Annotated in this window: 21 protein-coding genes; 13 read left to right on the forward strand and 8 right to left on the reverse strand. The window is 70.7% G+C overall.

Annotated features, from left to right (window positions below):
- Positions 1 to 21: 21 nt before the first annotated feature.
- The 5 genes from ugpC to NF681_04540 all read left to right on the forward strand — a co-directional run bounded on the left by ugpC (position 22) and on the right by NF681_04540 (position 5,417).
- Positions 22 to 1,095 carry a sn-glycerol-3-phosphate ABC transporter ATP-binding protein UgpC gene (ugpC, locus tag NF681_04520; GenBank protein ID UST54478.1) on the forward strand — a complete coding sequence of 358 codons (1,074 nt, stop codon included), beginning with the start codon at positions 22 to 24 and terminating at the stop codon, positions 1,093 to 1,095.
- Between the two features lie 82 nt (positions 1,096 to 1,177).
- Complete coding sequence (locus NF681_04525; GenBank protein UST54479.1) at positions 1,178 to 2,506, forward strand: extracellular solute-binding protein; 1,329 nt, start codon at positions 1,178 to 1,180, stop codon at positions 2,504 to 2,506.
- Between the two features lie 43 nt (positions 2,507 to 2,549).
- Positions 2,550 to 3,452 (forward strand): sugar ABC transporter permease, encoded by a 903-nt coding sequence (locus tag NF681_04530; protein ID UST55865.1) that lies wholly within the window; start codon positions 2,550 to 2,552, stop codon positions 3,450 to 3,452.
- The gene (locus NF681_04535; protein UST54480.1) at positions 3,449 to 4,330 is read left to right on the forward strand and encodes a carbohydrate ABC transporter permease; all 882 of its coding nucleotides are present in this window, start codon (positions 3,449 to 3,451) and stop codon (positions 4,328 to 4,330) included. The genes NF681_04530 and NF681_04535 overlap by 4 nt, the downstream gene beginning before the upstream one ends.
- A 70-nt stretch (positions 4,331 to 4,400) precedes the next feature.
- The gene (locus NF681_04540) at positions 4,401 to 5,417 is read left to right on the forward strand and encodes an LLM class flavin-dependent oxidoreductase (GenBank protein ID UST54481.1); all 1,017 of its coding nucleotides are present in this window, start codon (positions 4,401 to 4,403) and stop codon (positions 5,415 to 5,417) included.
- 10 nt (positions 5,418 to 5,427) lie between these two features.
- Here the strand turns inward: NF681_04540 and NF681_04545 are convergent, their stop codons facing one another.
- Both NF681_04545 and NF681_04550 read right to left on the reverse strand, forming a co-directional pair.
- Positions 5,428 to 6,336, reverse strand: coding sequence for a ChbG/HpnK family deacetylase (locus tag NF681_04545; GenBank protein ID UST54482.1), 909 nt, complete (start codon positions 6,334 to 6,336; stop codon positions 5,428 to 5,430).
- On the reverse strand, positions 6,326 to 7,525 hold the full coding sequence (locus NF681_04550; protein ID UST54483.1) for a glycosyltransferase family 2 protein: 1,200 nt from the start codon (positions 7,523 to 7,525) through the stop codon (positions 6,326 to 6,328). The genes NF681_04545 and NF681_04550 overlap by 11 nt, the downstream gene beginning before the upstream one ends.
- Positions 7,526 to 7,678: 153 nt before the next feature.
- Here NF681_04550 and NF681_04555 point away from each other — a divergent pair, with 153 nt between their 5' ends.
- The 5 genes from NF681_04555 to NF681_04575 all read left to right on the forward strand — a co-directional run bounded on the left by NF681_04555 (position 7,679) and on the right by NF681_04575 (position 13,467).
- A complete protein-coding gene (locus NF681_04555; protein ID UST54484.1) occupies positions 7,679 to 9,328 on the forward strand; it encodes a glycosyltransferase family 39 protein in 1,650 nt (549 codons plus the stop codon).
- Between the two features lie 374 nt (positions 9,329 to 9,702).
- Complete coding sequence (locus tag NF681_04560; protein UST54485.1) at positions 9,703 to 11,295, forward strand: hypothetical protein; 1,593 nt, start codon at positions 9,703 to 9,705, stop codon at positions 11,293 to 11,295.
- An 81-nt stretch (positions 11,296 to 11,376) separates the two neighbouring features.
- Positions 11,377 to 12,366, forward strand: coding sequence for a UbiA family prenyltransferase (locus NF681_04565; GenBank protein ID UST54486.1), 990 nt, complete (start codon positions 11,377 to 11,379; stop codon positions 12,364 to 12,366).
- Entirely contained in the window at positions 12,363 to 13,079 is a 717-nt protein-coding gene (locus NF681_04570; GenBank protein ID UST54487.1) for an HAD family hydrolase, read from the forward strand. The genes NF681_04565 and NF681_04570 overlap by 4 nt, the downstream gene beginning before the upstream one ends.
- A 4-nt stretch (positions 13,080 to 13,083) precedes the next feature.
- Positions 13,084 to 13,467 carry a GtrA family protein gene (locus NF681_04575; GenBank protein UST54488.1) on the forward strand — a complete coding sequence of 128 codons (384 nt, stop codon included), beginning with the start codon at positions 13,084 to 13,086 and terminating at the stop codon, positions 13,465 to 13,467.
- Between the two features lie 51 nt (positions 13,468 to 13,518).
- On the opposite strand, the gene ssb is transcribed toward NF681_04575, so the two are convergent.
- The gene (gene ssb / locus NF681_04580) at positions 13,519 to 14,079 is read right to left on the reverse strand and encodes a single-stranded DNA-binding protein (GenBank protein ID UST54489.1); all 561 of its coding nucleotides are present in this window, start codon (positions 14,077 to 14,079) and stop codon (positions 13,519 to 13,521) included.
- Positions 14,080 to 14,274: 195 nt separating this feature from the next.
- Between ssb and uvrA the strand changes: the two genes are divergently transcribed.
- Positions 14,275 to 17,376: an excinuclease ABC subunit UvrA gene (uvrA, locus tag NF681_04585; protein ID UST54490.1), complete on the forward strand. Its 3,102-nt coding sequence runs from the start codon at positions 14,275 to 14,277 to the stop codon at positions 17,374 to 17,376.
- Here the strand turns inward: uvrA and NF681_04590 are convergent.
- From NF681_04590 to NF681_04600, 3 genes are all read right to left on the reverse strand, one after another.
- A complete protein-coding gene (locus NF681_04590) occupies positions 17,373 to 18,179 on the reverse strand; it encodes a polyphosphate kinase 2 family protein (GenBank protein ID UST54491.1) in 807 nt (268 codons plus the stop codon). The two genes, uvrA and NF681_04590, sit on opposite strands and share 4 nt — an antisense overlap.
- Positions 18,180 to 18,261: 82 nt before the next feature.
- On the reverse strand, positions 18,262 to 19,380 hold the full coding sequence (locus NF681_04595; GenBank protein UST54492.1) for an NADH:flavin oxidoreductase/NADH oxidase: 1,119 nt from the start codon (positions 19,378 to 19,380) through the stop codon (positions 18,262 to 18,264).
- 10 nt (positions 19,381 to 19,390) lie between these two features.
- Entirely contained in the window at positions 19,391 to 20,215 is an 825-nt protein-coding gene (locus NF681_04600) for an acyl-CoA thioesterase II (GenBank protein ID UST55866.1), read from the reverse strand.
- A 287-nt stretch (positions 20,216 to 20,502) separates the two neighbouring features.
- Here NF681_04600 and mnmA point away from each other — a divergent pair, with 287 nt between their 5' ends.
- On the forward strand, positions 20,503 to 21,666 hold the full coding sequence (gene mnmA / locus NF681_04605; GenBank protein UST54493.1) for a tRNA 2-thiouridine(34) synthase MnmA: 1,164 nt from the start codon (positions 20,503 to 20,505) through the stop codon (positions 21,664 to 21,666).
- Between the two features lie 40 nt (positions 21,667 to 21,706).
- On the opposite strand, the gene NF681_04610 is transcribed toward mnmA, so the two are convergent.
- The gene (locus tag NF681_04610; GenBank protein ID UST54494.1) at positions 21,707 to 22,228 is read right to left on the reverse strand and encodes an NUDIX hydrolase; all 522 of its coding nucleotides are present in this window, start codon (positions 22,226 to 22,228) and stop codon (positions 21,707 to 21,709) included.
- A 94-nt stretch (positions 22,229 to 22,322) separates the two neighbouring features.
- Entirely contained in the window at positions 22,323 to 23,069 is a 747-nt protein-coding gene (locus NF681_04615; protein UST54495.1) for a response regulator transcription factor, read from the reverse strand.
- Positions 23,070 to 23,404: 335 nt separating this feature from the next.
- Here NF681_04615 and NF681_04620 point away from each other — a divergent pair, with 335 nt between their 5' ends.
- Positions 23,405 to 24,535 (forward strand): Re/Si-specific NAD(P)(+) transhydrogenase subunit alpha, encoded by a 1,131-nt coding sequence (locus NF681_04620; GenBank protein ID UST54496.1) that lies wholly within the window; start codon positions 23,405 to 23,407, stop codon positions 24,533 to 24,535.
- The last annotated feature ends 29 nt before the right edge of the window (positions 24,536 to 24,564 follow it).

Below are 24,564 nucleotides of genomic sequence, written 5' to 3' on the forward strand. Positions count from 1 at the left end.
CTTCCAGAGGATTTCCATTCCATGGCGAGTGTCACGATCCAGGGCGTCAAGAAGAACTTCGGCGAGGTGCCCATCCTCCATGGCGTCGACATCGACATCCAGGACGGCTCCTTCACCGTGCTGGTGGGTCCGTCGGGCTGCGGCAAGTCGACCCTGCTGCGCATGATCGCCGGGCTCGAGCAGGTCAACGGCGGAGAGATCCGCATCGGCGAGCGGCGCGTGAACGACCTGCCGCCGAAGGAGCGCGACATCGCGATGGTGTTCCAGAACTACGCGCTCTATCCGCACATGACGGTGCGCGACAACATGGCGTTCTCGCTCACCCTGGCCAAGGCCGACAAGTCGGTGGTGGACGCCAAGGTGCAGCGCGCCGCCGAGATCCTGGCGCTGGTGCCGATGCTCGAGCGCTACCCGCGCCAGCTCTCCGGCGGCCAGCGCCAGCGCGTGGCGATGGGACGCGCCATCGTGCGCGACCCGCAGGTGTTCCTGTTCGACGAGCCGCTGTCCAACCTCGACGCCAAGCTGCGCGTGGCCATGCGCAGCGAGATCAAGGAGCTGCACCAGCGCCTGCGCACCACCTCCATCTACGTCACGCACGACCAGATCGAGGCCATGACCATGGGCGACAAGATCGTGGTGATGCGCGACGGCCGCATCGAGCAGACCGGCAGCCCGCTGGAGCTGTACGACCGCCCGGCCAACCAGTTCGTGGCCGGCTTCATCGGCTCGCCGTCGATGAACTTCCTGCCCGGCACGCTGCACCGCGCGAGCGGCGCGGCGCACGTCGAGCTGGCCGACGGCACGCGCCTGGACGCCCCGCTGCACGCCGGCGGCACCGACGGCCAGCCGGTGGTCTACGGCACCCGGCCCGAGCACCTGGTGCTCTCCGCGCACGACGGCATCCCCTCCCGTGTGGTGGTGATGGAGCCCACCGGCATGGACACCTTCGTCTCGTGCCGCCACGCCGGCACCGAGCTGTCGGCGGTCTTCCGGGAGCGCCACGACTTCGAGCCCGGCAGCGTCATCCACCTGCAGCCCGACCTGCAGCGCGCGCACCTCTTCGACGCCGACACCGGCGCCCGCCTGGCGGCCTGAAGGCGCCGCCGTCCCGTCCCCCCGCGCGCGGACGCGCATCGGTCCGCGCGTTCCATTCACGAAAAGACCAGGAGACAAACGAATGACCGAGTTCAATCGCCGCAGGTTTCTGGAAGGCACCGCCGGCCTCACCGCCGCCGCCTCGCTGGGCGCGGGCAGCACGCTGTTCGCGACGGCCGCGCAGGCCCAGACCATGACCTTCAAGCCCGAAGCCGGCGCCAAGCTGCGCGTGCTGCGCTGGAGCCGCTTCGTGCAGGGCGACATCGACGCCTACATGGCCAACGTGAAGAAGTTCACCGAGGCCACGGGCGTCGAGGTGCGGGTGGACAACGAGGGCTGGGAGGACGTGCGTCCCAAGGCGGCGGTGGCGGCCAACACCGGCGCCGGCCCGGACATCATCCTGTCGACCAACGACGACGCCAACCTGTACCCCGACAAGCTGCTCGACGTGACCGACCTGGCCGAGTACCTGGGCAAGAAGTACGGCGGCTGGTATCCCGCCGGCGAGGCCTTCATGCGGCCCGACGGCAAGAAATGGATCGGCCTGCCGCTGGGCGCCTCCGGTTCGCTGATCGTCTACCGCGAGAGCATGGTCAAGGCCGCCGGCTTCGACACCTTCCCCAAGACCACCGACGGCTTCCTCAAGCTCTACCAGGCGCTCAAGGCCAAGGGCACGCCCGGGGGCATGGCGCTGGGCAACGCGACGGGCGACAGCGTGTGGTGCAACTGGCTGGTGTGGTCGCACGGCGGCAAGCTGGTGGACAAGTCCAACAAGGTCGTGATCGACAGCCCGGAGACGATCAAGGCGCTCGAATACGCCAAGGAGCTCTACGCGAACTTCATCCCCGGCACCCTGTCGTGGCTGGACCCGAACAACAACAAGGCCTTCCTCGACGGCCAGATCAGCATCACCAACAACGGCATCTCGATCTACTTCACCTCGAAGAACTCGGCCGACCCGAAGCTCAAGGAGCTGGCCGCCGACATCAACCACGCGGTGTTCCCGATCGGGCCGGTGGGCGTGCCCACCGAGTCGCACCTGTTCTTCAACCAGATGGTGATGAAGTACACGAAGTACCCGATGGCGGCCAAGGAGTTCCTGCGCTTCATGATGGAGAAGGAGCAGTTCGACCCCTGGCTGCAGGGCGGCGGCGGCTACGTCGCCCAGCCGCTGCGCTTCTACGAGAACAGCGCGATCTGGACCTCCGACCCGAAGAACATGCCCTACCGCGACTCGGTGAAGAACCTGCGCCCGGGCGGCTACGACGGCAAGCTGGGCTACGCCTCGGCCGGCGCGGCGGCCGACTTCATCATCCCGAACATGGTGGCCGAGGCCGCGAGCGGCGCGAGGACGCCCAAGGAGGCGGCCGAACGCGCGCAGAAGCGCGCCGAGCGCTATTACAAGACCTGATCCTCCAGTCTTCGCTCGACACCACGGAAGGGGTCCCATGACATTGATCGCGAGGATGCAGAACAGCCGCAACGCGCTGGGCTTCATGTTCATGCTGCCGGCGGCGGTGCTGCTGCTGCTGTTCCTGACCTATCCGCTCGGGCTGGGGACCTGGCTCGGCTTCACCGACGCCAAGGTCGGCCGGCCGGGCCAGTGGATCGGGCTGGAGAACTACGAGTACCTCTGGAGCGACTCGGTGGTGCGGCTGGCGCTGTTCAACACCCTGTTCTACACGGCGGTGGCGAGCGTGCTGAAGTTCTTCCTCGGGCTGTGGCTGGCGATCCTGCTCAACCGCAACATCCGCTTCAAGACCTTCTTCCGCGCGGTCATCCTGCTGCCCTACATCGTGCCGACGGCGCTGTCGGCGATCGCCTTCTGGTGGATCTACGACTCGCAGTTCTCCATCATCAGCTGGGCGCTGGTGAAGATGGGGCTGATCGACAGCTACATCGACTTCCTGGGCAGCCCGTGGAACGCGCGCGTCGCGGTGATCATCGCCAACGTGTGGCGCGGCGTGCCCTTCGTGGCGATCACGCTGCTGGCCGGCCTGCAGACCATCTCGCCGTCCTACTACGAGGCCTCGGCCATCGACGGTGCGACGCCCTGGCAGCAGTTCCGCCACGTCACGATGCCGCTGCTCACGCCGATCATCGCGGTGGTGATGACGTTCTCGGTGCTGTTCACCTTCACCGACTTCCAGCTGATCTACGTCATCACGCGCGGCGGGCCGCTCAACGCGACCCACCTCATGGCCACGCTGTCGTTCCAGCGCGCCATCTCCGGCGGCGCGCTCGGGGAGGGCGCGGCCATCGCCATCGCGATGGTGCCGTTCCTGCTGGCCTGCGTGATGTTCAGCTTCTTCGGCCTGCAGCGACGCGCCTGGCAACAGGGCGGGAGCGACAAATGAGCAAGACCTCCGACGCCCGCGCCGACACCGTCGGCATGAGTTTCCTGGACTCCGTGCCGCGCAAGATGGTGACGGTGTACCTGCCGCTGGTGGTCTTCCTGATCGTGCTGCTGTTCCCGTTCTACTGGATGGCGATCACCTCGGTGAAGCCCGACGCCGAGCTGCTCTCGCGCGACGGCAATCCGTTCTGGGTCATCACGCCGACGCTGGCGCACTTCCACAAGCTGCTGTTCCAGACCGCCTACCCGCAGTGGCTGTGGAACACGGTGCTGGTGTCGGTGGTCTCGACCTTCGTCTCGCTGGCGGCGTCGGTGTTCGCGGCCTACGCCATCGAGCGGCTGCGGTTCTCCGGCGCCAAGCACGTCGGGCTGGGGATCTTCCTGGCCTACATGGTGCCGCCGTCGATCCTGTTCATCCCGCTGGCCAACGTGGTGTTCAACCTCGGCCTGTTCGACACGCGCTGGGCGCTGATCCTCACCTACCCGACCTTCCTGATCCCGTTCTGCACCTGGCTGCTGATGGGCTACTTCCGCTCCATCCCGGCCGAGCTGGAGGAATGCGCCCTCATCGACGGCGCCAACCGCTGGCAGATCCTGGTGAAGATCGTGCTGCCGCTGGCGGTGCCGGGCCTGATCTCGGCCGGCATCTTCGCCTTCACGCTGTCGTGGAACGAGTTCATCTACGCGCTCACCTTCATCTCCTCGTCGGAGGTCAAGACGCTGCCCGTGGGCGTGGTGACAGAGCTGGTGCAGGGCGACGTCTACCAGTGGGGGCCGCTGATGGCCGGGGCCCTGCTGGGCTCGCTGCCGGTGGCGTTCATCTACTCGTTCTTCGTCGAGTACTACGTCTCGGGCATGACGGGGTCGGTCAAGGAGTGAGCCCCGCCGGCGCGGCGCCGGGCAAAACCTCGCGCCGGCAAGCGTTTTCCGGGCGGCGGATGATGGGCGCATGACCACGCCGTCCACCCCGTCCACTCCGCTGTCCATCCTCGATCTCTCCCCGGTCTGCGAAGGCAGCACCCCCGCCCAGTCGTTCCGCAATTCGCTCTCGCTCGCGCAGCACGGCGAGCGCCTGGGCTACCGCCGCTACTGGCTCGCCGAACACCACGGCATGCCCGGCATCGCCAGCGCGGCGACGTCGGTGCTGCTGGCGAACATCGGCGCGGGCACCTCGACCATCCGCATCGGCGCGGGCGGCGTGATGCTGCCCAACCACTCGCCGCTGGTGATCGCCGAGCAGTTCGGCACGCTCGAATCGCTCTATCCCGGGCGCATCGACCTCGGCCTGGGCCGCGCGCCGGGCTCCGACCAGCGCACCGCGCAGGCCCTGCGGCGCGACCTGCAGTCCGACGCCGACCAGTTTCCGCAGGACGTGATCGAGCTGATGGACTTCATGAGCGAGTCGCCGCGCCAGTCGGTGCTGGCGGTGCCGGGCCGCGGCCTGAAGGTGCCGGTCTGGATCCTCGGTTCGAGCACCTTCGGCGCCCAGCTCGCCGCCCACCTGGGCCTGCCCTATGCCTTCGCGTCGCACTTCGCGCCGCAGCAGATGATGCAGGCCGTGCGCCTCTACCGCGAGACCTTCAAGCCCTCGGCCCAGCTGGCCCGCCCGTACGTGATGCTGGGCTTCAACGTGTTCGCGGCCGACACCGACGCCGAGGCGCAGTTCCAGGCCAGCTCGTGGCAGCAGGCCTTCGTCAACCTGCGCAGCGGCCGGCCGGGCCGCCTGCCGCCGCCGGTGCGGGGCTACCGCGAGAACGTCGGGCCTGGCGAGCGCACGCTGCTGGACTCGGTGCTGTCGTGTTCGGCCGTGGGTGCGCCGGAGACGGTGCGCGAACAGCTCGCCGCGTTCGTCGAGCGCACCGGCGCGGACGAGCTGATGGTGACCTCGCAGGTGTTCGACCACGCGGCGCGGCTGCGCTCCTACGAGATCCTGGCGAGCGTGCAGCAGGAACTGGCGCCGGCCTGAGCGCCCCCGTTCAGCGCGCGCCGTCGAAGCGCGCCAGCACGACACCGTGCCGTCGCAGGCTGTCGCCGAAGGCGTCCGAGGCGAGGTAGTCGAACTCCACCACGCGCTGCGCCGCGATGGCGTCGCCCGTGACGATCGACGTCGCCGGGTGGCACATCATCAGCGTGCCGTCGGGGCTGCCGGCGAGCCAGCGGTCCATGTGGCGACCGTAGTCGGCCGGGGTGGGGGCGTCGAAGCCGTAGACGCCGGCGAAGCCGGTGTTGTGGGGGATGCCCAGCCGGTCGAGCCGGCGGCGCAATTCCCAGCCGCCCAGCACGGCCAGCACGCCGGCCTTGCCCACGCCCCAGGCCCGCCGCGCCGGCACCGTGGCGCGCACGGCGGGCATCGCCGCCGCGTCCGCCGCGACGCCATACCGCTCGGCCAGCACGTCGAGCAGGGCGTCGCGCACTCTGGGCAGCTGGTGGACGTGCTGGTGGCCGTCGATGAAATCCGGGGCCCGGCCCATGGCCTGCTCGAAGGCGTCGAGCTGGCGCACGACCGAACGGCGCGCATCGGCCTTTCCGAGACGGCGCGCATAGGTGTCGCGCAGCACGGCGACGAGCGTCGGCGCGGCGCCGCCATGGCCTTCGGTGAGGTTGAGGTGCAGACCGGTCGCCAAGCCCGGCGGCGCATCGGCGCGCAGTCCGCGCGCGGATTCGGCCCAGCGCGGCGAGGTCGTCATGCAGCTGGTCGCGCCCAGCCGGCCCTGGTGCGCCAGGCGCAGCACCGCGTCGTCGACGGCCGGATGCAGCGCGAAGTCGTCGGCGCACAGCGCGATGCGTGTGGGCGACCGGGGGGCCGCGCCGTCCGGCCGCGGGCCCGCGTGCGCGGCGCCGGTCCCGGCCGGGGGCGCGTCCCGGTCCGGGCGTTCAGACGGCATGCGTCGGGCCGCCGTCGCCCCGCGCGGCGTCGCGCGCACGGGGCGCGGCGTGCGGCTCCGAGCGGGGCCGCGACGTCTGCGGGTGCGGTTGCGGATGGGGGTGGTGCGCGTCGGTCAGTGGGCTGTGGTCGAGGTCCTCGGCCAGCAGGTAGAGCGGGCGGCGCTTGACCTCGACGTAGATGCGCCCGATGTACTCGCCCAGGATGCCGATCGACAGCAGCTGGACGCCGGAGAACAGCATCAGGCCGGCGGCCAGGGTCGGCCAGCCCTGCAGCGGGTTGCCGTACATCCAGGCGCCCACGGCGATGTAGAGGCCGTAGCAGATCGCCAGGAACGAGATGATCAGCCCGGCCGCGCTCCACACCCGCAGGGGCAGCGAACTGAAGGAGGTCAGGCCCTCGAGCGCCAGCATGCCCAGGCCGCGCAGGCTGAAGCTCGATTCGCCGCCGCGCCGCGCGTCGGGCGTGAAGGGCAGGGCCACCGAGCGGAAGCCGACCCAGGCGTAGAGCCCCTTCATGAAGCGGTTGCGCTCGGGCAGGCGGCGCAGCGCGTCGACCACCTTGCGGTCCATCCAGCGGAAGTCGCCCGCGTGCTTGGGGATGTGGACCGAGCTGCCCATGCGCAGCAGGCCGTAGAAGAGGTCGCTGCCGGCGCGCTTGCCCCACGACTCGGCGTCGCGCTCGGCGATGACGCCGTAGACCATGTCGTAGCCGTCGCGCCAGAGCCGCGCCATCTCCGGCACGAGCGACAGCGGGTGCTGGAAGTCCGAATCGATCAGCAGCACCGCATTGCCGCGCGCGTGGGCGATACCGGCGGTCAGCGCCGCTTCCTTGCCGAAATTGCGCGACAGCTCCAGGTAGCGCACGCCCAGGGCCTCGGCGTGCGCGTGGGCGATCTCGCGCGTGGCGTCGCGGCTGCCGTCGTTGACGACGATGATCTCGACATCGGGCGTGAGGGCGGTCAGCGCGGCGTGCAGCGCGGCCAGGAACTCGGCCAGGTGGCCGGCCTCGTTGTAGGCCGGCACCACGCAGCTCAGGCGCAGCGTCTCGCGGCCGGTGGCGACGCCGGCCTTGCCGGAGGGCAGCGCGGCGAAGCCGGCGGGCGCGAAGGCATCGGCGAGCCGCGCGGCGTAGGAGGCACGGGAGACCGGGTCGGGCGAATCTTCCAGCGAAGGCGGATAGAAGGACATGTTCGTTCGTTTCGAGGGACGGGCGGGGCACGCGCGCCATGCGATGGAGATAATCCGCGCGCACCGCGCCGTTCCGATGCCGGGCGGCCCCGATTGTCCTCGCTGACGCCCCGCCGGCCACCGCCCCGGGCCCTTTCCCCTGCCGCCTCCCCCATGCGCCCTGACCGCACCCGCCCTCCGCACGCCCTGTCGCCGGCCGCCGCCTTCGGGTGCTTCGCGCTCCTGCACGTCGCGCTCTGGACCCTGCTGCCGAGCCTGCTGGCCGCCAACCTGCCGCTGGACACCATCGAGGCCCTGAGCTGGGGCCGCGAGTGGCAGGCCGGCTACTACAAGCACCCGCCGGCCTCGGGCTGGCTGGCCGAGCTGTTCCGCTGGGGGTCCCTGGACTGGCCGCTGTTCCTGCTCTCGCAGCTCGCCATCGCCGCCGCCTTCTGGGCCGCCTGGGAGATCGCGCGGGACGTGCTGCCGCCGTGGACCGCGCTGGTGGCGGTGATGGCCCTCGAGGGCGTCAATTACTACAACCTCACCGGCCTGGAATTCAACGCCAACGTGGTGCAGTACCCGTGCTGGGCCATCGCCTCGCTGGCCTTCTGGCGCGCGGCGCGGCGCGCTCCGGGCACGGCGGGCGGCGCCGGCCTGGGCTGGTGGGTGCTGCTGGGGGTGGCGTGCGGTTTCGGGGCGCTGGGCAAGTACTCCTTCCTGACCCTGCCGGTGTCGATGGCGGTGGCGCTGATCGCGGTGCCGTCGCTGCGCGGCCACTGGCGCGGCGCCGGCCCCTGGCTGACCCTGGTCATCTCGCTGGCGATGTTCGCGCCGCACCTGGCGTGGGCGCACGCCAACGACTATCCGACGCTGCGCTATGCCACCGGGCGCGCGATGGCGGCGGGTGGCGGCTCCGGCGGCGCGGTCGTCGCCCGCCTGAAGGACATCGCCGCCTTCCTGGGCGCGCAGGCGGGCTCGGTCGCGCCCCTGGCGCTGCTGCTGTGGATCGCCAACGGCTGGCGGCGACGCGGCGGCGGTGCCGTGGCTGGGAGTGCCGTGGCCGGTGGCGTCGCCGGGAACCGCGCGGCGGACGGCGGCGTCGCGCTGCGGGGCCGCGACGGCTGGCTGCTGCTGGCGATGGGCGGTGGGCCGCTCGCCATCTACCTGATCGCCGGCGCGGCCGGGGTGCACCTGCACGACATGTGGGGCTCGCCCCTGTTCCTGGTGATCGGGCCGGCGCTGGCGGCGGCGCTCGGCCTGCGGTTGCGGCACCCGAAGCGCTTCGCCTGGGCCTTCGCCGTCTGGACGCTGGTGCTGGTGCTGCTCTACGGGCTGATCGCCATCGGCGGGCCGCTCGCGCGCGGCCGGCTCTCGCGCATCCACTACCCCGGGCGCGAACTGGCCGTGGACGTGGCGCAGGGCTGGCACCGGGCGGTCGGGTCGCAGGCGCCGTTGCGCATCGTCGCGGGCCATGCCTGGCCGGCGGGCAACGTGGCGCAGTACCTGCCGCCGCAGGCCGGCGGACGGCCCTCTGTGTACATCGACGCCGACCCCGGCCGCGCCGCCTGGCTCGACGACGCCGCGGTGCGGACGCGGGGCGCGGTGTTCGTGTGGGAGGCGGTGTCGGGCCAGGTGCTGGAGACGCCGCCGGTCCTGCCGCCGGCGGACTGGTCGGCGCGCTTTCCGGGCCTGCGGGTGCAGCCGCCGCTGCACCTGACGGCGCGGCGTTTCGGCCGGCCCTTCGAGGTCACGGTCGGCTGGGCGATCCTGCCGCCGGCCGGCGATACGATGCCCGCCGAGACCACCGGACCGGCGCGCTGACCGGCAAAAAGCGATCTGCTGTGGCAGATGCGGCACAAAGAAGCAAGGGCATTGACCTCAAATTTGAGGATCGATAGGACTTTAGTAGTGCCCTTTATACAATTGTTCACGGTCTAAGGACCGATGCCAAGCATTCGGCTCCCGTCGAGCCGCTGCGCAACGACACCAGGTCGCCGCGATGCTTGTTCCTCCCCCTGCATGCGATGCCATGCATTCCACCCCGCGCCCTGACCGGCGGCGGCTCCGGCAGTTCGGGCTCGGCCCTGCGCGGAACCGCCCCATGTCGCGGATGCCTGGACCTCCGGCGCCCGCCGGGGTCGCGGCGACGCCCATGCCGAAAGGTTCGACCAACGAAGATGCAAGCCGACCGCTCTGTGCCCCACTGGGAACCTCCGCACCTGCGACGCCGCACCGGGTGGCTGCTGCTGGCCGTCTGGCTGTCGCTGGTGCTGGCGCTGCTGACGCGGCACGTGGTGTGGCGCGACGAGGTGCGCGCGCTGTCGCTGGCGCTGCAGGGCGAGGGGGTGCTGGGGATGCTGCGGGGGCTGCACGGGGAGGGCCACCCCGCGCTGTGGTACCTGCTGCTGCGCGCGGGCGCCACGGTGGTGCCGGCGACGGCGCTGCTGCCGGTGGTCTCGGTGGCGGTGGCGGTGGCGGCGATGGTGCTGCTGGTGCGGCGCTCGCCGTTCGGCGCGGTGCTGGTGGGGGTGTTCATGCTGGGGCGCCCGGCGCTCTACGAGTACTCGGTGATGGCGCGCAACTACGGCATCGCCATGCTGCTGATGTTCGCGTTCGCCGCGCTCTACGAGCGCCATCGCGACCGGGGGGTGGCGCTGGGGGTGGTGCTGGCGCTGCTGGCCAACTGCAACGTGCACTCGGCCATCCTGGCCGGGGCGCTGAGCCTGTTCTGGCTGCTCGACCTGCGCTGGCGCGGGGCGGGGCTGCGCGCGGGGGCGTGGCGCAACTTCTGGGTCAACGCCGCGCTGGCGGTGCTGGGGGTGGTGGTGTGCGCGGCCACCATCTACCCGCCCTTCAACGACGCCGCCCGCGTGGACGCGAGCGGCTGGAGCCTGGCGGCACTGGCCAAGGCCCTGCTGCTGCCCTCCATGGGCTTTCCCTACCTGTCGGGCCACGCGCTGGGCGAGTCGGTGCTGAGCGCCACGCCGCTCTGGGGTCCGTCCCTGGAACGGGTCGTGCAGGCGGCGACGTCGCTGCTGATGGTGGGCAGCGTCCTTGGCCTCGCGGCGCGGCCTGCGGCGGTCGTCGCCGGCGGCATGGCGCTGCTGGGGCTGTCGGTGTTCTTCTCGCTCATCTACGTGGGCGACTACCGCCATCAGGCCGTCTGGCTGGTCTTCCTGCTGAGCCTCTACTGGATCGTGGGACGCGCGGCACCGGCGCCCGACCTCTCGCCCCTGCGGCGCCGGCTGAGCCGGGCCGGCCGCGTGTGCTTCTACCTGCTGCTGGCGCTGCAGATCGCCTCGAGCGCGTCCCGCGCGGTGTCGCTCTTCGCCGGCGAGGCGCCGGAGAGCCGCAGCCGCGATCTGGTGCGGCTCGTCGCGAGCCGGCCCGAACTGCGCGACGCCATCATCGTGGCCGACCCCGATTACCTGGTGGAATCGGTCGCCCACTACCTCCCCAACCGCACCTACCTGCTGCGCGAACAGCGCTTCGGCAACGTCGTCATGTTCACGCGCAAGGCCCGCCTGGCGCTCGGCCTGGACGAGGTGCTGGCCGACGCGCGGCGCCTGCGCGCCGAGACGCAGCGCCCGGTGATCATCCTGCTCGCGCACCGCCTGGACGCGGCCGCGCCCGCGCCCGCGGCGACGGTGACCGAGGGCTACAACTGGACGTTCTCCACCACGCCCGCGCAGGTGGCCGAATTCCTCTCGGCGACCCGGCGCCTGGCGAGCTTCGGGCCCGTCTGCTGCACCGACGAGACCTTCGACGTCCACCTGCTGGACCGCTGACAGGCACCGGCATTCCCCTCGTTTCCCGTCTCCTCCACTTCATCAGGCCCCCCGCCATCACCCATGGAAAAAGGACTCCCCATGCAACAGCCCCACCTGAGCGCCGGTCTGCCGCCCCCGAAACGGGCCGGCGGATTCAAGGACTACCTGGCGATCGCGCGCCTGGACCACAGCACCAAGCACATCTTCATCGTGCCGGGCATCGTGCTGGCGTTCGTCCTGCGCGGCGTCCACAACCAGGACCTGGCACTGCACGTGGTCCTGGGGCTGGTGGTGGCGGTGTGCATCGCCTCGGCCAACTACGTCATCAACGAGTGGCTCGACCGCGAATCCGACAAGCACCACCCCACCAAGTCCAAGCGCTCCGCCGTGCAGACGCAGCTCTCCGGCGGCTGGGTGCTGGTCGAATGGCTGTGCTTCGTCACCGTGGGACTGGTCTGCGCCTGGCTCTCGAGCTGGACGATGCTGGGCGTCGCGGTGCTGTTCGCGCTGCAGGGCGTGGTCTACAACGTGCCGGGCATCCGCACCAAGGACAAGGCCTACCTCGACGTCGTCTCGGAGTCCATCAACAACCCGCTGCGCCTGATGATCGGCTGGGCCATGGTCGATGCGACGACGCTGCCGCCGGGCTCGGTCATCCTGTCGTACTGGCTGGGCGGGGCGTTCCTGATGGCGGCCAAGCGCCTGTCGGAGTACCGCGAGATCGTCGCCTCGCACGGCCGCGACCTGCTGGTGCGCTATCGCGCGAGCTTCGCCGGCTACAGCGAGACCGCGCTGACGGTCTCGTGCTTCGTCTACGCCATGCTCTCGGCGTTCTTCCTGGCGGTGTTCCTGCTGAAGTACCGCATCGAGTACATCCTGCTGATGCCGCTGATCGTGGCGCTGTTCGGCCACTACCTGGCCCTGTCGATGCAGCCCGGATCGTCGGCCCAGAAGCCGGAGAAGCTGTTCCGCGAGCGCGGCCTGCTCACGATGATGGTCGTGCTCGGCCTGGGCTTCCTGGCCGCCACCTTCGTCGATTCGCCGTTCCTGGAGTCTTTCACGGACCAGCAGTTCATCGACCTGCGATGAGCGCGGCGAACGATCCGGAAGGCACCGGCGCGATCGACTGGTCGCGCATCGCGCTCGTCGCGTTCGACGTCGACGGCACGCTGTACGACCAGCGGCGCCTGCGGCTGCGGATGATGCGCGACATGGGCTGGCACGTGCTGCGCGCGCGCAGCCTGGACGTGCCCGCGGTCATCGGGCGCTACCGTCACCTTCGCGAGGAACTCGGCGACGCCGAGCAGGACGGCTTCGAGGACGAACTGGTCCGGCGCACCGGCCTGGCGACCGGTCGCGACGAACACCGGGTGCGCGCCATCGCCCACGAGTGGATGGACCGCCGCCCGCTGCCCTACCTGGCGGCGTGCCGCTACGACGGCGTGGCCCGGCTGTTCGACGGGCTGCGTCGTCACGGCAAGCGCATCGGCGTCGTCTCCGACTATCCCGCGCGCGCCAAGCTCGCCGCCCTGGGGCTGGAGGCCGAGGTGATCGTCAGCGCGACCGACCCCGGCGTCGGCATCCTGAAGCCGCATCCGCGCGGGCTGCTCGACCTCATGGCCCGCGCCGGGACCGGACCGGCCGCGACGCTGCTGATCGGCGACCGGGTCGAGCGCGACGGCGCGGCGGCGCGGCGCGCGGGCGTCGCCAGCCTGATCCGCACGTCGAAGCCACGGCCGGGCTGGCGCACCTTCACGCGTTTCGACGATCCGGTGTTCGCGCCGATGCTCGCGGCGGGCTGAGCGGATGCATCCCCTGCTGAAGCGGCTCGGAGGCTACGTCGCGACCGGCGGCGCGGCGGCGGTGGTCGATGCCGGCGGCTTCGCGGCGCTGACGTGGCTGGGCGTCGCGCCGCTGCCCGCGGCCGTCGCCAGCTTCGCGCTGGCGGCGATCCTCAATTTCCAGCTGTCCGCGCGCTTCGTCTTCGGGCACGTCCCCACCGGGCGGGCCTTCGCGGTGTTCATCGCCGCCGCGCTGGTCGGCCTGTCGGTGAACGTGGGCGTCACGCTGGCGATCCTGCGGCACGTCGACGGCGTGCCGGCCGTGCTGGCGAAGGTCGGCGGCATCGGCGTCGCCTTCTTCGTCAACTTCGCCCTGAACCAGTGGGTGGTGTTCCGGGCGTCGCGCTGAGAGGGACGCCGCCCGCCGGGCCGCCGACGGGCCGGCGTGGGTCGTGAACGATCAGAACGGAATGTCGTCGTCCATGTCGTCGAAGCCCGAGGAGGACTTCGCCGGTGCCGGCGCCGGACGGGCCGCCGGCGCGCGTGGCGCGGCCGCCGGCGGGCGCGAGTAGCCACCACCACCACCGCCGCCGCCGCCACCGCCGCCACCGGCGCTCTGGCCGTAGCCGCCACCGTTGCCGCCGCCGTATTCGTCCTCGCCGCCGCCCGACGGGCCGCCCTGGCCCTGGCGGCTGCCCAGCATCTGCATCTGGTCGACGCGGATGTCGGTGGCGTACTTCTCGACGCCGTCCTTGTCCTGGTACTTGCGGGTGCGGATCTGGCCTTCGACGTAGATCTGCGAGCCTTTGCGCAGGTACTGCGCGGCGATCTCGGCGAGGCGGCCGTTGAAGACCAGGCGGTGCCACTCGGTGGCCTCGCGCATCTCGCCGCTCTGCTTGTCCTTCCACTTGTCGGTGGTGGCCAGGGTGGCGTTGCAGACCTGGTCGCCGCTGGGGAAGGTCCGGGTTTCGGGATCGCGGCCGAGGTTGCCGACGAGGATGACTTTGTTGACCGATGCCATGTGTGCGCTGCTCCTGATGAATGGAGGAAAGGAGGAGGAAAAGGGGAAGGACGAAGATTGTGCCGCAGTGCCCGAAATCAACCCGGTGGGGGCGGGCGAACCGGACGTTCCGGGGCCCTCGGCGGCGACCCGCGGCGCCGGTCGGGCGTTCTCGGGAAGGTCGACGACAGGCACGGTCGGGAACCGGCACTTATCATGTTCGGTTGCCTCAAAGTTACTCCCCCGCCCGTGACCGCTCCTGAAGACCACGCCTACCTGGGCGCCGTGCTCGCGCAGCAGCGCATCAGCATCCGCGGTGCGCGGACCCACAACCTCAAGAACGTCGACCTCGACATCCCGCGCAACCGGCTGGTGGTGATCACCGGGCTGTCGGGCTCGGGCAAGTCGAGCCTCGCCTTCGACACGCTCTACGCCGAGGGCCAGCGCCGCTACGTCGAGAGCCTGTCGGCCTATGCACGGCAGTTCCTGCAGCTCATGGACAAGCCCGACGTCGACGTCATCGAGGGCCTGTCGCCCGCCATCAGCATCGAGCAGAAGGCCACCAGCCACAACCCGCGCTCCACCGTGGGCACGGTCACCGAGATCCACGACTACCTGCGCCTGCTGTTCGCCCGCGCCGGCACGCCGTTCTGCCCGGAGCACCACCTGGCGCTCCAGGCGCAGACCGTCTCGCAGATGGTCGACGCGGTCATCGCCATCCCCGGCGAGCCGCGCCTCATGATCCTGGCGCCGGTCGCGCGCGAGAAGAAGGGCGAGTTCGTCGAACTGTTCGCCGAGATGCAGGCCGCGGGCTACGTGCGCTTCCGGGTCGATGGCGCGACCTACGAATACAACGACCTGCCCAAGCTCAAGAAGACCGAGAAGCACGACATCGACGTCGTCATCGACCGCCTGCGCGCGCGTCCCGACATGCAGCAGCGCCTGGCCGAGAGCTTCGAGGCGGCGCTGCGCCTGGCCGACGGCCGGGCGCTGGCCGTGGAGATGGACGCGCCGCCCGACGGTGGCACGCCCACGCCGACGAGCCTCGCGGCCGCGCCGCGCGAGCACCTGTTCAACGCCAAGTTCGCCTGCCCGGTCTGCCACTACTCGCTCGCCGAACTCGAACCACGGCTGTTCTCCTTCAACTCGCCCGTGGGCGCCTGCCCGAGCTGCGACGGCCTGGGCCACCGCGAGTTCTTCGATCCGGCGCGCGTGGTGGCGTTCCCGTCGCTCTCCCTGGCCAGCGGGGCGGTCAAGGGCTGGGACCGCCGCAACGGCTACTACTTCAGCATGCTGGAGAGCCTGGCCGCGCACTACGGCTTCGACCTCGACGCGCCCTTCGAGTCGCTGCGCGCCGAGGTCCGCCACGTGCTGCTGCAGGGCTCGGGCGAGGAACTGATCAAGTTCGACTACACGATGGAGTCTGGCCAGTCGGCCGGCAGGAAGCTGGTGAAGAAGCACCCCTTCGAAGGGATCATCCCCAACTTCGAGCGCCGCTACCGCGAGACCGATTCGACCACCGTGCGCGACGACCTCGCGCGCTATCGCAACCTGCAGCCGTGTCCGGAATGCGACGGCTCGCGGCTGCGGATCGAGGCGCGCAACGTGTTCCTGGTGGACGACGCCGCGCCGTCAAAGCAGGCGATCTACGAGATCAGCCACCTCACGCTGCGCGATAGCCTCGCCTACTTCCAGACGCTGCGCCTGCGCGGGGTCAAGGCCGAGATCGCCGACAAGATCGTGCGCGAGATCGGCCTGCGGCTGAAGTTCCTGAACGACGTCGGCCTGAACTACCTCAGCCTGGACCGCAGCGCCGAGACGCTCTCGGGCGGCGAGGCGCAGCGCATCCGGCTCGCGTCGCAGATCGGCTCGGGCCTCACGGGCGTGATGTACGTGCTCGACGAGCCCAGCATCGGGCTGCACCAGCGCGACAACGACCGCCTCATCGGCACCCTGAAGCACCTGCGCGACATCGGCAACAGCGTGATCGTGGTCGAGCACGACGAGGACATGATCGCCGCGGCCGACCACGTGATCGACATGGGCCCGGGCGCCGGCGTGCACGGCGGGCGCGTGATGGCCGAGGGCACGTACGCCCAGGTGCGCGACAACCCCGCCTCGCTCACCGGGCAGTACCTCTCGGGCGCGCGGAAGATCGAGGTGCCGCGCCGGCGCACCGCCTGGCTGCCGGCGGTCGCGAAGCCGGCCTTCAACGAGGGCAAGAAGGCCTCGCGCTTCCCGCAGAGCCCGGCGGCCGAGCGCCGCGCCGCGCGCGAGGCGGCGCACCGCGCCTCGCAGACCGCGCTGCAGGAGATCCGCGTCGTCGGCGCCACCGGCAACAACCTGAGGAACGTCAGCGTCGCCTTCCCGGTCGGCCTGCTGACCTGCGTGACGGGCGTGTCCGGCTCGGGCAAGTCGACGCTGGTCAACGACACGCTCTACGCCGCCGTCGCGCGCACGCTCTACCGCGCGCACGAGGAGCCGGCCGCGCACGAATCGATCGAGGGCATCGAGTACTTCGACAAGGTCATCAACGTCGACCAGAGCCCCATCGGCCGCACGCCGCGCAGCAACCCGGCCACCTACACCGGCCTGTTCACGCCGATCCGCGAACTGATGGCGGAGACCAACACCGCGCGCGAGCGCGGCTACGGCCCCGGGCGCTTCAGCTTCAACGTCGCCGGCGGGCGCTGCGAGGCCTGCCAGGGCGACGGCGTGGTCAAGGTCGAGATGCACTTCCTGCCCGACGTCTACGTGCCGTGCGAGGTCTGCCACGGCCAGCGCTACAACCGCGAGACGCTGGAGGTGCAGTACAAGGGCCGCAACATCGCGCAGATCCTGGACATGACGGTGGAGGCCGCGCACGAGTTCCTGAAGGCGGTGCCGACCATCGAGCGCAAGCTGCACACGCTGCTCGACGTCGGGCTCTCGTACGTCAAGCTCGGCCAGGCCGCGACCACGCTGTCGGGCGGCGAGGCCCAGCGCGTGAAGCTGGCCCTCGAACTCTCCAAGCGCGACACCGGGCGGACCCTCTACATCCTCGACGAGCCCACCACCGGCCTGCACTTCGCCGACATCGAACTGCTGCTCAAGGTGCTCCACCAGCTGCGCGACGCGGGCAACACCATCGTCGTGATCGAGCACAACCTCGACGTCATCAAGACCGCCGACTGGCTCATCGACATCGGCCCCGAGGGCGGCGCCGGCGGCGGCACCGTGGTGGGGGAGGGGACGCCGGAGGACATCGCGGCGAACGAGGCGAGCCACACGGGGCGGTACCTGAAGCGGCTGCTTCCGGCCCCGGTTCCCGGAACTTAACGCACCACCAGCCCCTTCAACCCCGCATCGCCCACCGGCGCCGCCAGCTTCATCGCCTTCATCGTCCTGACCATCAGCCGCGCGATCATCAGGTTGCGGTGCGTCTTGCTGTCCGCCGGGATCACGTACCAGGGGGCGGCATCGGTGGAGGTGGCGTCGAGCGCCTTCTCGTAGGCGTCCTGGTAGGCGCTCCACTGCTTGCGCACGTCGAGGTCGCCCAGGCTGAACTTCCAGTTCTTGGCCGGGTCGTCGATGCGCGCCTGCAGGCGCTTCTTCTGCTCGTCCTTGCCGATGTGCAGCATGCACTTGAGCACCGTCGTGCCGGTCTCCACGAGCAGGCGTTCGAAGTCGTTGATCTGGTCGTAGCGGCGCTTGAGTTCGGCCTTGCCGAGCGAGCCGTCGACCACGGGCACCAGCACGTCCTCGTAGTGGCTGCGGTTCCACACGCCGATCTCGCCGGCACGCGGCACGACGGCATGGCAGCGCCACAGGAAGTCGTGCGCCTGCTCGTCGATCGACGGCGCCTTGAACGCCGCCACCCGCACGCCCAGCGGCGAGGTGCGCGAGAACACCCAGCGCACGGTGCCGTCCTTGCCGCTGGTGTCGGTGCCCTGCAGCACCAGCAGCAGCTTGCGCCGGCCCTCGGCGTGCAGCAGGTTCTGCAGTTCGTCGAGTTCCTCCGCGAGTTCGTCGAGCCGTTCGCGCCGGTCGCGCTCGTCGCCCTTCATGAACGGCGTGTCGCCGGGATCGATGTCGCGCAGCCGGACCTTGCCGCCGATGCGGTATTTGGCGAAGCCTGTCATTCGGAGGCGTCCTTTCGAGACGGAAGAAGAGAAGCCGAGGAAGGCGAAGGCACGCCGGGCGTCGCGGCGTGCCGGGGCGGCATCAGCGCGCTCCGATGCGGGCCGCGTCGCCGAACAGCGCCTTGGCCTCGCGCGGCTGCGAGCGCCAGTACTGCGGCGGCGCGGTGACCTGGGCGCCCAGCGCCATCGCGGCGCGCCACGGCCAGTGTGGCTCGAACAGCATGGCGCGGCCGAGCGCGACGGCGTCGGCCCGGCCCTCGGCGACGATGGCGTCGGCCTGCGCCGGCTCGGTGACCAGGCCGACCGCGAAGGTGGGCAGGCCCGGCGCCGCGGCCTTGATCCGCTCGGCCAGCGGCACCTGATAGCCCGGACCGACCGGGATCTGCTGCAGCGGCGACACCCCGCCCGAGGACACGTCGATGAAGGCGCAGCCACGTTCGGCCAGCGCCCGTGCGAACACGGCGCTCTGCTCGACGTCCCAGCCGCCCTCGACCCAGTCGGTGGCCGAGATGCGCACGCCCACCGGCATGCGCGGCGGCACGGCCGCGCGCACCGCGTCGAAGACCGCCAGCGGAAAGCGCATGCGGTTCTCCAGCGAGCCGCCGTATCCGTCCTCGCGCCGGTTGGCGATCGGCGAGAGGAACTGGTGCAGCAGGTAGCCGTGCGCCGCGTGCAGCTCGATGGCGTCGAAGCCCAGGGCGTCGGCGCGCCGCGCGGCCTGCACGAAGGCGTCCGTCACGCGCTGCAGCCCGGCGGCGTCGAGCGCGACCGGCGCGGGCTCGCCCGGCGCGTGCGGCAGCGCCGACGGCGCCGAGGTGGTCCAGGCGCCCTCGTCGGCGCGCAGCGACTGCCCGCCGTCCCAGGGCACGTGGCTCGACGCCTTGCGCCCGGCATGGCCGAGCTGCACGGCGATGGGCATGCGCGAATGGCGTCGCACGGCCCGCAGCACGCGGGCGAAGGCGGCCTGGTTGGCGTCCGAGTACAGGCCGAGGTCCGCGGGCGTGATGCGGCCCTCCGGCTCGACGGCGGTGGCTTCGACGATGAGCAGCCCGGCGCCCGACGCGGCGAGCTGGCCGAGGTGCATCAGGTGCCAGTCGTCGGGGTTGCCGTCCTCGACGGCGTACTGGCACATCGGCGAGACGACGATGCGGTTGGCCAGCGTCAGCGGGCCGATGGAGAGGGGATCGAAGAGGTGTGTCATGGGTTGGGGTTCAAGGGCGGACGCGGACCATGCCTTCCTGCGCCATCGAGGCGACCAGCCGGCCGTCGCGGGTGAACACGCTGCCCCGGCTGAGGCCGCGCCCGCCACCGGCGCTCGGCGAGTCCATCACGTAGAGCAGCCAGTCGTCGAGGCGGAAGTCGCGATGGAACCACATGGCGTGGTCCAGGCTCGCGAGGCGCAGGCGCGGCTGGGCGTAGCTCAGGCCGTGTGGAAGCAGCGCCGCGCTGAGCAGGCCGTGGTCGGAGGCGTAGGCGAGCAGCGCGCGGTGCAGCACCGGGTCGTCGGGCAGCGGCGCGACGGCGCGCATCCAGACCGAGCGCTCGGGCGCGCGCGCCACGGGCGCGAGCAGGTCGTCGTCCTCGACGCTGCGGAACTCCAGGCCGTGCGGGCGCAGCGCCTTCACGCGCAGGCGCTCGGGCATGCGGTCGGCGAAGTCGAAGCGACGCTCGAGATCACTGCGCAGGGCCTCGGGTCCCGGCCGCGCGGGCATGGCCGACTGGTGTTCGACGCCGTCGTCCACGGTCTGGAACGAGGCCGACATCTCGAAGATCACGCGCTCCTGCTGGCGCGCGACGACGTGCCGCGTCGTGAAGCTGCGGCCGTCGCGCACGCGGTCGACCGCGTAGTCGATGGGCGCATGCTCTCCGGGCAGCAGGAAATAGGCGTGCATCGAATGCACCGGGCGCTCGGGGCCGACCGTCAGGCTGGCCGCCATCAGCGCCTGGCCGAGCACCTGCCCGCCGAAGACGGCGGGCGTGCCGATGTTGTGGCTCTGCGCGCGGAAGCGGTCTTCGCCCAGCGGCTGCAGGCGCATCAGCGAGACCAGGCGCTCGACGAGGGCGGCCGGCGCGGGCGCCGCCGGGGCGGCATCGGCGGGATCGTCCGGTGCGTGGGAGGGCGCGAAGGGGCCGGCGGGAGGGGAGTCGTTCATCGGGCGGCGGGAAGAGTCTGCGGCGACCATAGCAAAGACGCGGGAACGCCGCTGTCCCGGCCGCGCATCGCCCGTCGTGCCGGTCCGCCTCGACCGGCGCCGGGGGCCACGGCCGCGCGGATGCCCGGCGCCGCGCGCCGGCGTTCCCGGGCGGGGAGAATCCAGGTCCTATGGAAAAGCAGCGCATCGTGGTGGGCCTGAGCGGCGGCGTCGATTCCGCCGTCACGGCGCACCTTCTCAAGCAGCAGGGCCACGAGGTGGTCGGCATCTTCATGAAGAACTGGGAGGACGACGACGACAGCGAATACTGCGCGTCGAACGTCGATTTCATCGACGCGGCGGCGGTCGCCGACGTGCTGGGCATCGAGATCGAGCACGTCAACTTCGCGGCCGACTACAAGGACCGCGTGTTCGCCGAGTTCCTGCGCGAGTACCAGGCCGGCCGCACGCCCAACCCGGACGTGCTGTGCAACGCCGAGATCAAGTTCAAGGCCTTCCTCGACCATGCGATGCGCCTGGGCGCCGGCAGGATCGCCACCGGTCACTACGCCCGGGTGCGCTTCGACGCCGCGACCCAGCGCCATCAGCTGCTCAAGGGCCTCGACCCGGCCAAGGACCAGAGCTATTTCCTGCACCGCCTGAACCAGGCGCAACTCGCCAAGACGCTGTTCCCGGTGGGCGAACTCAGGAAGACCGAGGTGCGCCGCATCGCCGACGAGATCGGCCTGCCCAACGCCAGGAAGAAGGATTCGACCGGCATCTGCTTCATCGGGGAGCGACCGTTCCGCGAATTCCTCAACCGCTACATCGCCAAGGCGCCGGGGCCGATCAAGGACGAGCGTGGCCGCACCCTGGGCGAGCATCAGGGCCTGAGCTTCTACACGCTGGGCCAGCGCCAGGGCCTGGGCATCGGCGGCGTGAAGGCGCGCGGCGCCGAACTCAAGGCCGTCGAGGCGCAGGGCCTGCGTGGCGTGGGCTCGCACGCGCCCTGGTTCGTGGCGCGCAAGGACATCGCGCGCAACACGCTGTGGGTGGTGCAGGGCCATGACCATCCCTGGCTGCTTTCCGGCACGCTGACGGCCGACGACGCGAGCTGGGTCGCCGGCGCGCCACCGGCGCCGGGGGCGTATGCCGCCAAGTCGCGCTATCGGCAGACGGACGCGGCCTGCCGCCTGCATGCCGGCGGCGGCGAGGACGCCGCGCGGGCGTTCCGGCTCGATTTCGACGATGCGCAGTGGGCCGTCACGCCGGGCCAGTCGGCGGTGGTGTACGACGGCGACGTGTGCCTGGGCGGCGGCGTGATCTCCGCGGCGGTGCCGTCCGACGAAGGCTGAGCCCCGTCGAGGGACGTCCGGCGCGCCGGGGACGGTGGTCTCAGGCAGCCGCGTCCGGTGGCGTGAGGACCGAGATGTCGGTGTGGACGAGTTCGAGCGGATGGCGCTGTCCCGCGAGGTAATCCTCCACGCACCGCAACAGCAGGGGGCTGCGATGGCGCTCGACGCTGGCGCGCAGCTCGTCGATGTCCATCCACAGCGTGCGCACGATGCCCTCGTCGAGCGCACGGTCGGGCTCGAAGGCCCCGAGCGTGCCGGCGAAGGCGAAACGCAGGTAGGTGATGTCGGTCTCGCCGTCGGACCCGGGCTGTGCCGCCGGCCGCTGGAAGCGTGCCAGGTACACCCCCACCAGCGCGGTCGGCGTGAAGTGGTGCGCGGTCTCTTCCAGCGCTTCGCGGGCGCATCCCTCGGCGGGCGACTCGCCGGGATCGAGGTGGCCGGCGGGCGTGTTGAGCTTCAGTCCACCCGAGGTGTGCTCCTCGACCAGCAGGAAGCGGCCATCGCGTTCGATCACCGCCGCCACGGTGACATTGGGTTTCCAGCGGGAACGTGATGCGGTCATGGGGCGATGCTCTTGTGGGAACGCCCGGCGCGAAGGCCGAGCGGGCTTCGACTGTAGCGCCGGGACGATGCCCGGACGCCGGCCGCGTGGCGGCTCAGGCCGCCGGTGTGGAGGCGGCGCCCGGACTCGTCGCGAAACGCGTGTTCACGAAGTCCTCGGCATCGACCGCTTCCAGGCGGTAGCCCATGCCATAGATGGCCGACAGCAGGAAGCCGTGCGACGGACGCAGGTCGAGCTTGGTGCGAAGCCGCGAGACGTGGGTGTCGAGCGAGCGCGAGGGCGTGTCGTCGCTGACGCCCCAGATCGCCTCGCGCAGGTGCTCGCGCGAGAGCAGGCGGCCCATGTTCTGGAACAGGAACAGCGCCAGCTCGTACTCCCGGTGCTTGAGTTCGGCCTGCACGCCGTTGACCTTGAGCATGCGCCGCTGGGGCAGGAAGTGATAGGGGCCGAAAGCCAGTTCGGTGTCCTGCCGGGCCGGGTAGGCCCGTCGCAGCAGGGCGTGCACGCGCGCTTCGAGTTCGGCGGTGCGGATCGGCTTGAGCATGAAATCGTCGGCACCGGCCGCGAGTCCCTCGACCATGTCGGCTTCCTCGTGGCGGTCGGTCACGAACAGGATCGGAAGGCGGTTGTTGAAGTCTTCCCGGATGCGCCTGACGACGGCGGGACCGGGCATGTCGGGCAGCGACCAGCCCAGGATCAGCAGGTCGAAGCTCTGGTGACGCAGGTCGTGCAGCAAGGGCTTGGCGAAGCCGTAGCCATGGCACTCGTGACCCATCCGCGCCATCGTCATGCGTATCAGGTCGCGCTGGCTGGACTCGTCGTCTAGCGCTGCAATTCGCATTTCCTGTCCCTTCGTCGCTGGCTCGCCATCCCGAACACGGGAATTAATGAAAACCATAGTACTAGTTTTAAATGTTAACCCGAGCGATCCCCCGGATGCAAATGAACGGCGGCCGGCGCGCTGGCGCGAAGGAAAAGGCCGGTGCATCGCGGTGCCGGCGCGCCTGCGGAGGCGGATTGAAACCCAATCCGCGACGGCTCACGCCGCGCGGGTGACACTTGTTTTCATTTGTAGGACGCTTCTTTGCCCAGCGCTAACCCCATGCGAGACGCGGAAGGGTTCGAGTAAGCTCATTTGAAGAAAAAGGGCACCGGCGCTGCCCGAGGAGATGGCTCATGCAGATAGGCGTACCTGCCGAGACGGCAGCGGGCGAGACCCGGGTGGCGGTGACGCCGGAGACGGCGAAGAAGCTGGTGGCGCAGGGCCACGCGGTGCGGGTGGCCTCGGGCGCGGGCGTGGCCGCGAGCGTGCCCGATGCGGCCTACGAGGCCGTGAGGGCGACGCTCACGGACGCGGCGGGCGCCTTCGGGGCCGAGGTGGTGCTGAAGGTGCGGCCCCCCTCGGGCGCGGAGCTGGGACTGATGCGGCGCGGCGCGGTGCTCGTGGGCATGCTCGAGCCGTTCGACGCACCCGGGCTGGCGCGCCTGGCCGAGGCGGGGGTGAGCGCCTTCGCGCTGGAGGCGGCGCCGCGCACGACGCGCGCGCAGAGCATGGACGTGCTGTCCTCGCAGGCCAACATCGCCGGCTACAAGGCCGTGATGATCGCGGCCGACCGCTACCAGCGCTTCTTCCCGATGCTCATGACGGCCGCGGGCACGGTCAAGGCCGCCCGGGTGGTGGTCCTGGGGGTGGGGGTGGCGGGGCTGCAGGCCATCGCCACGGCCAAGCGCCTGGGCGCGGTGATCGAGGCGTCGGACGTGCGCCCGAGCGTGAAGGAGCAGGTCGAGTCGCTCGGCGGCAGGTTCATCGAGGTGGCCTACGACACGCCCGAGGAAAAGGAAGCGGCCGTCGGCGTGGGCGGCTATGCCAAGCCGATGCCCCCGAGCTGGCTCGCGCGTCAGCAGGTGGAGGTCGCCAAGCGCGTGGCGGCGGCCGACATCGTCATCGCCACTGCGCTCATCCCCGGGCGGGCGGCACCGACGCTCGTCACCGAGGCGATGGTCAAGTCGATGAAGCCCGGCTCGGTGATCGTCGACATCGCCGCGGGCAAGGGCCCTGGCGGCGTGGGCGGCAACTGTCCGCTGTCCGAAGCCGACCGCACGGTGGTCAGGCACGGCGTGACGATCGTGGGAGAGACCAACCTGGCGGCGTTGGTGGCGGCCGACGCTTCGGCGCTGTACGCGCGCAACGTGCTCGACTTCCTCAAGCTGATCCTGGGCAAGGACGGGGGTGTCGTGATCGACCTGGAGGACGACATCGTCGCGGCCTGCCGCGTGGCGCAGGACGGCCAGGTCACCCGCAAGTAGAACGACACCGCGACAACGCACAACGAGGA

This window comes from Comamonadaceae bacterium OTU4NAUVB1 (assembly GCA_024372625.1).
GTDB lineage: Bacteria > Pseudomonadota > Gammaproteobacteria > Burkholderiales > Burkholderiaceae_C > Variovorax.

Coding starts and splice junctions, on each gene's coding strand:
- NF681_04525 (UST54479.1), top strand. CDS start 1,178: ATGACCGAGTTCAATCGCCGCAGGTTTCTGGAAGGCACCGCCGGCCTC.
- NF681_04545 (UST54482.1), bottom strand. CDS start 6,336: ATGCCGTCTGAACGCCCGGACCGGGACGCGCCCCCGGCCGGGACCGGC.
- NF681_04535 (UST54480.1), top strand. CDS start 3,449: ATGAGCAAGACCTCCGACGCCCGCGCCGACACCGTCGGCATGAGTTTC.
- mnmA (UST54493.1), top strand. CDS start 20,503: ATGGAAAAGCAGCGCATCGTGGTGGGCCTGAGCGGCGGCGTCGATTCC.
- NF681_04550 (UST54483.1), bottom strand. CDS start 7,525: ATGTCCTTCTATCCGCCTTCGCTGGAAGATTCGCCCGACCCGGTCTCC.
- NF681_04590 (UST54491.1), bottom strand. CDS start 18,179: ATGACAGGCTTCGCCAAATACCGCATCGGCGGCAAGGTCCGGCTGCGC.
- NF681_04575 (UST54488.1), top strand. CDS start 13,084: ATGCATCCCCTGCTGAAGCGGCTCGGAGGCTACGTCGCGACCGGCGGC.
- NF681_04615 (UST54495.1), bottom strand. CDS start 23,069: ATGCGAATTGCAGCGCTAGACGACGAGTCCAGCCAGCGCGACCTGATA.
- NF681_04610 (UST54494.1), bottom strand. CDS start 22,228: ATGACCGCATCACGTTCCCGCTGGAAACCCAATGTCACCGTGGCGGCG.
- NF681_04570 (UST54487.1), top strand. CDS start 12,363: ATGAGCGCGGCGAACGATCCGGAAGGCACCGGCGCGATCGACTGGTCG.
- NF681_04600 (UST55866.1), bottom strand. CDS start 20,215: ATGCGCCTGCAGCCGCTGGGCGAAGACCGCTTCCGCGCGCAGAGCCAC.
- ugpC (UST54478.1), top strand. CDS start 22: ATGGCGAGTGTCACGATCCAGGGCGTCAAGAAGAACTTCGGCGAGGTG.
- uvrA (UST54490.1), top strand. CDS start 14,275: ATGTTCGGTTGCCTCAAAGTTACTCCCCCGCCCGTGACCGCTCCTGAA.
- NF681_04565 (UST54486.1), top strand. CDS start 11,377: ATGCAACAGCCCCACCTGAGCGCCGGTCTGCCGCCCCCGAAACGGGCC.
- NF681_04555 (UST54484.1), top strand. CDS start 7,679: ATGCGCCCTGACCGCACCCGCCCTCCGCACGCCCTGTCGCCGGCCGCC.
- NF681_04620 (UST54496.1), top strand. CDS start 23,405: ATGCAGATAGGCGTACCTGCCGAGACGGCAGCGGGCGAGACCCGGGTG.
- NF681_04595 (UST54492.1), bottom strand. CDS start 19,380: ATGACACACCTCTTCGATCCCCTCTCCATCGGCCCGCTGACGCTGGCC.
- NF681_04540 (UST54481.1), top strand. CDS start 4,401: ATGACCACGCCGTCCACCCCGTCCACTCCGCTGTCCATCCTCGATCTC.
- ssb (UST54489.1), bottom strand. CDS start 14,079: ATGGCATCGGTCAACAAAGTCATCCTCGTCGGCAACCTCGGCCGCGAT.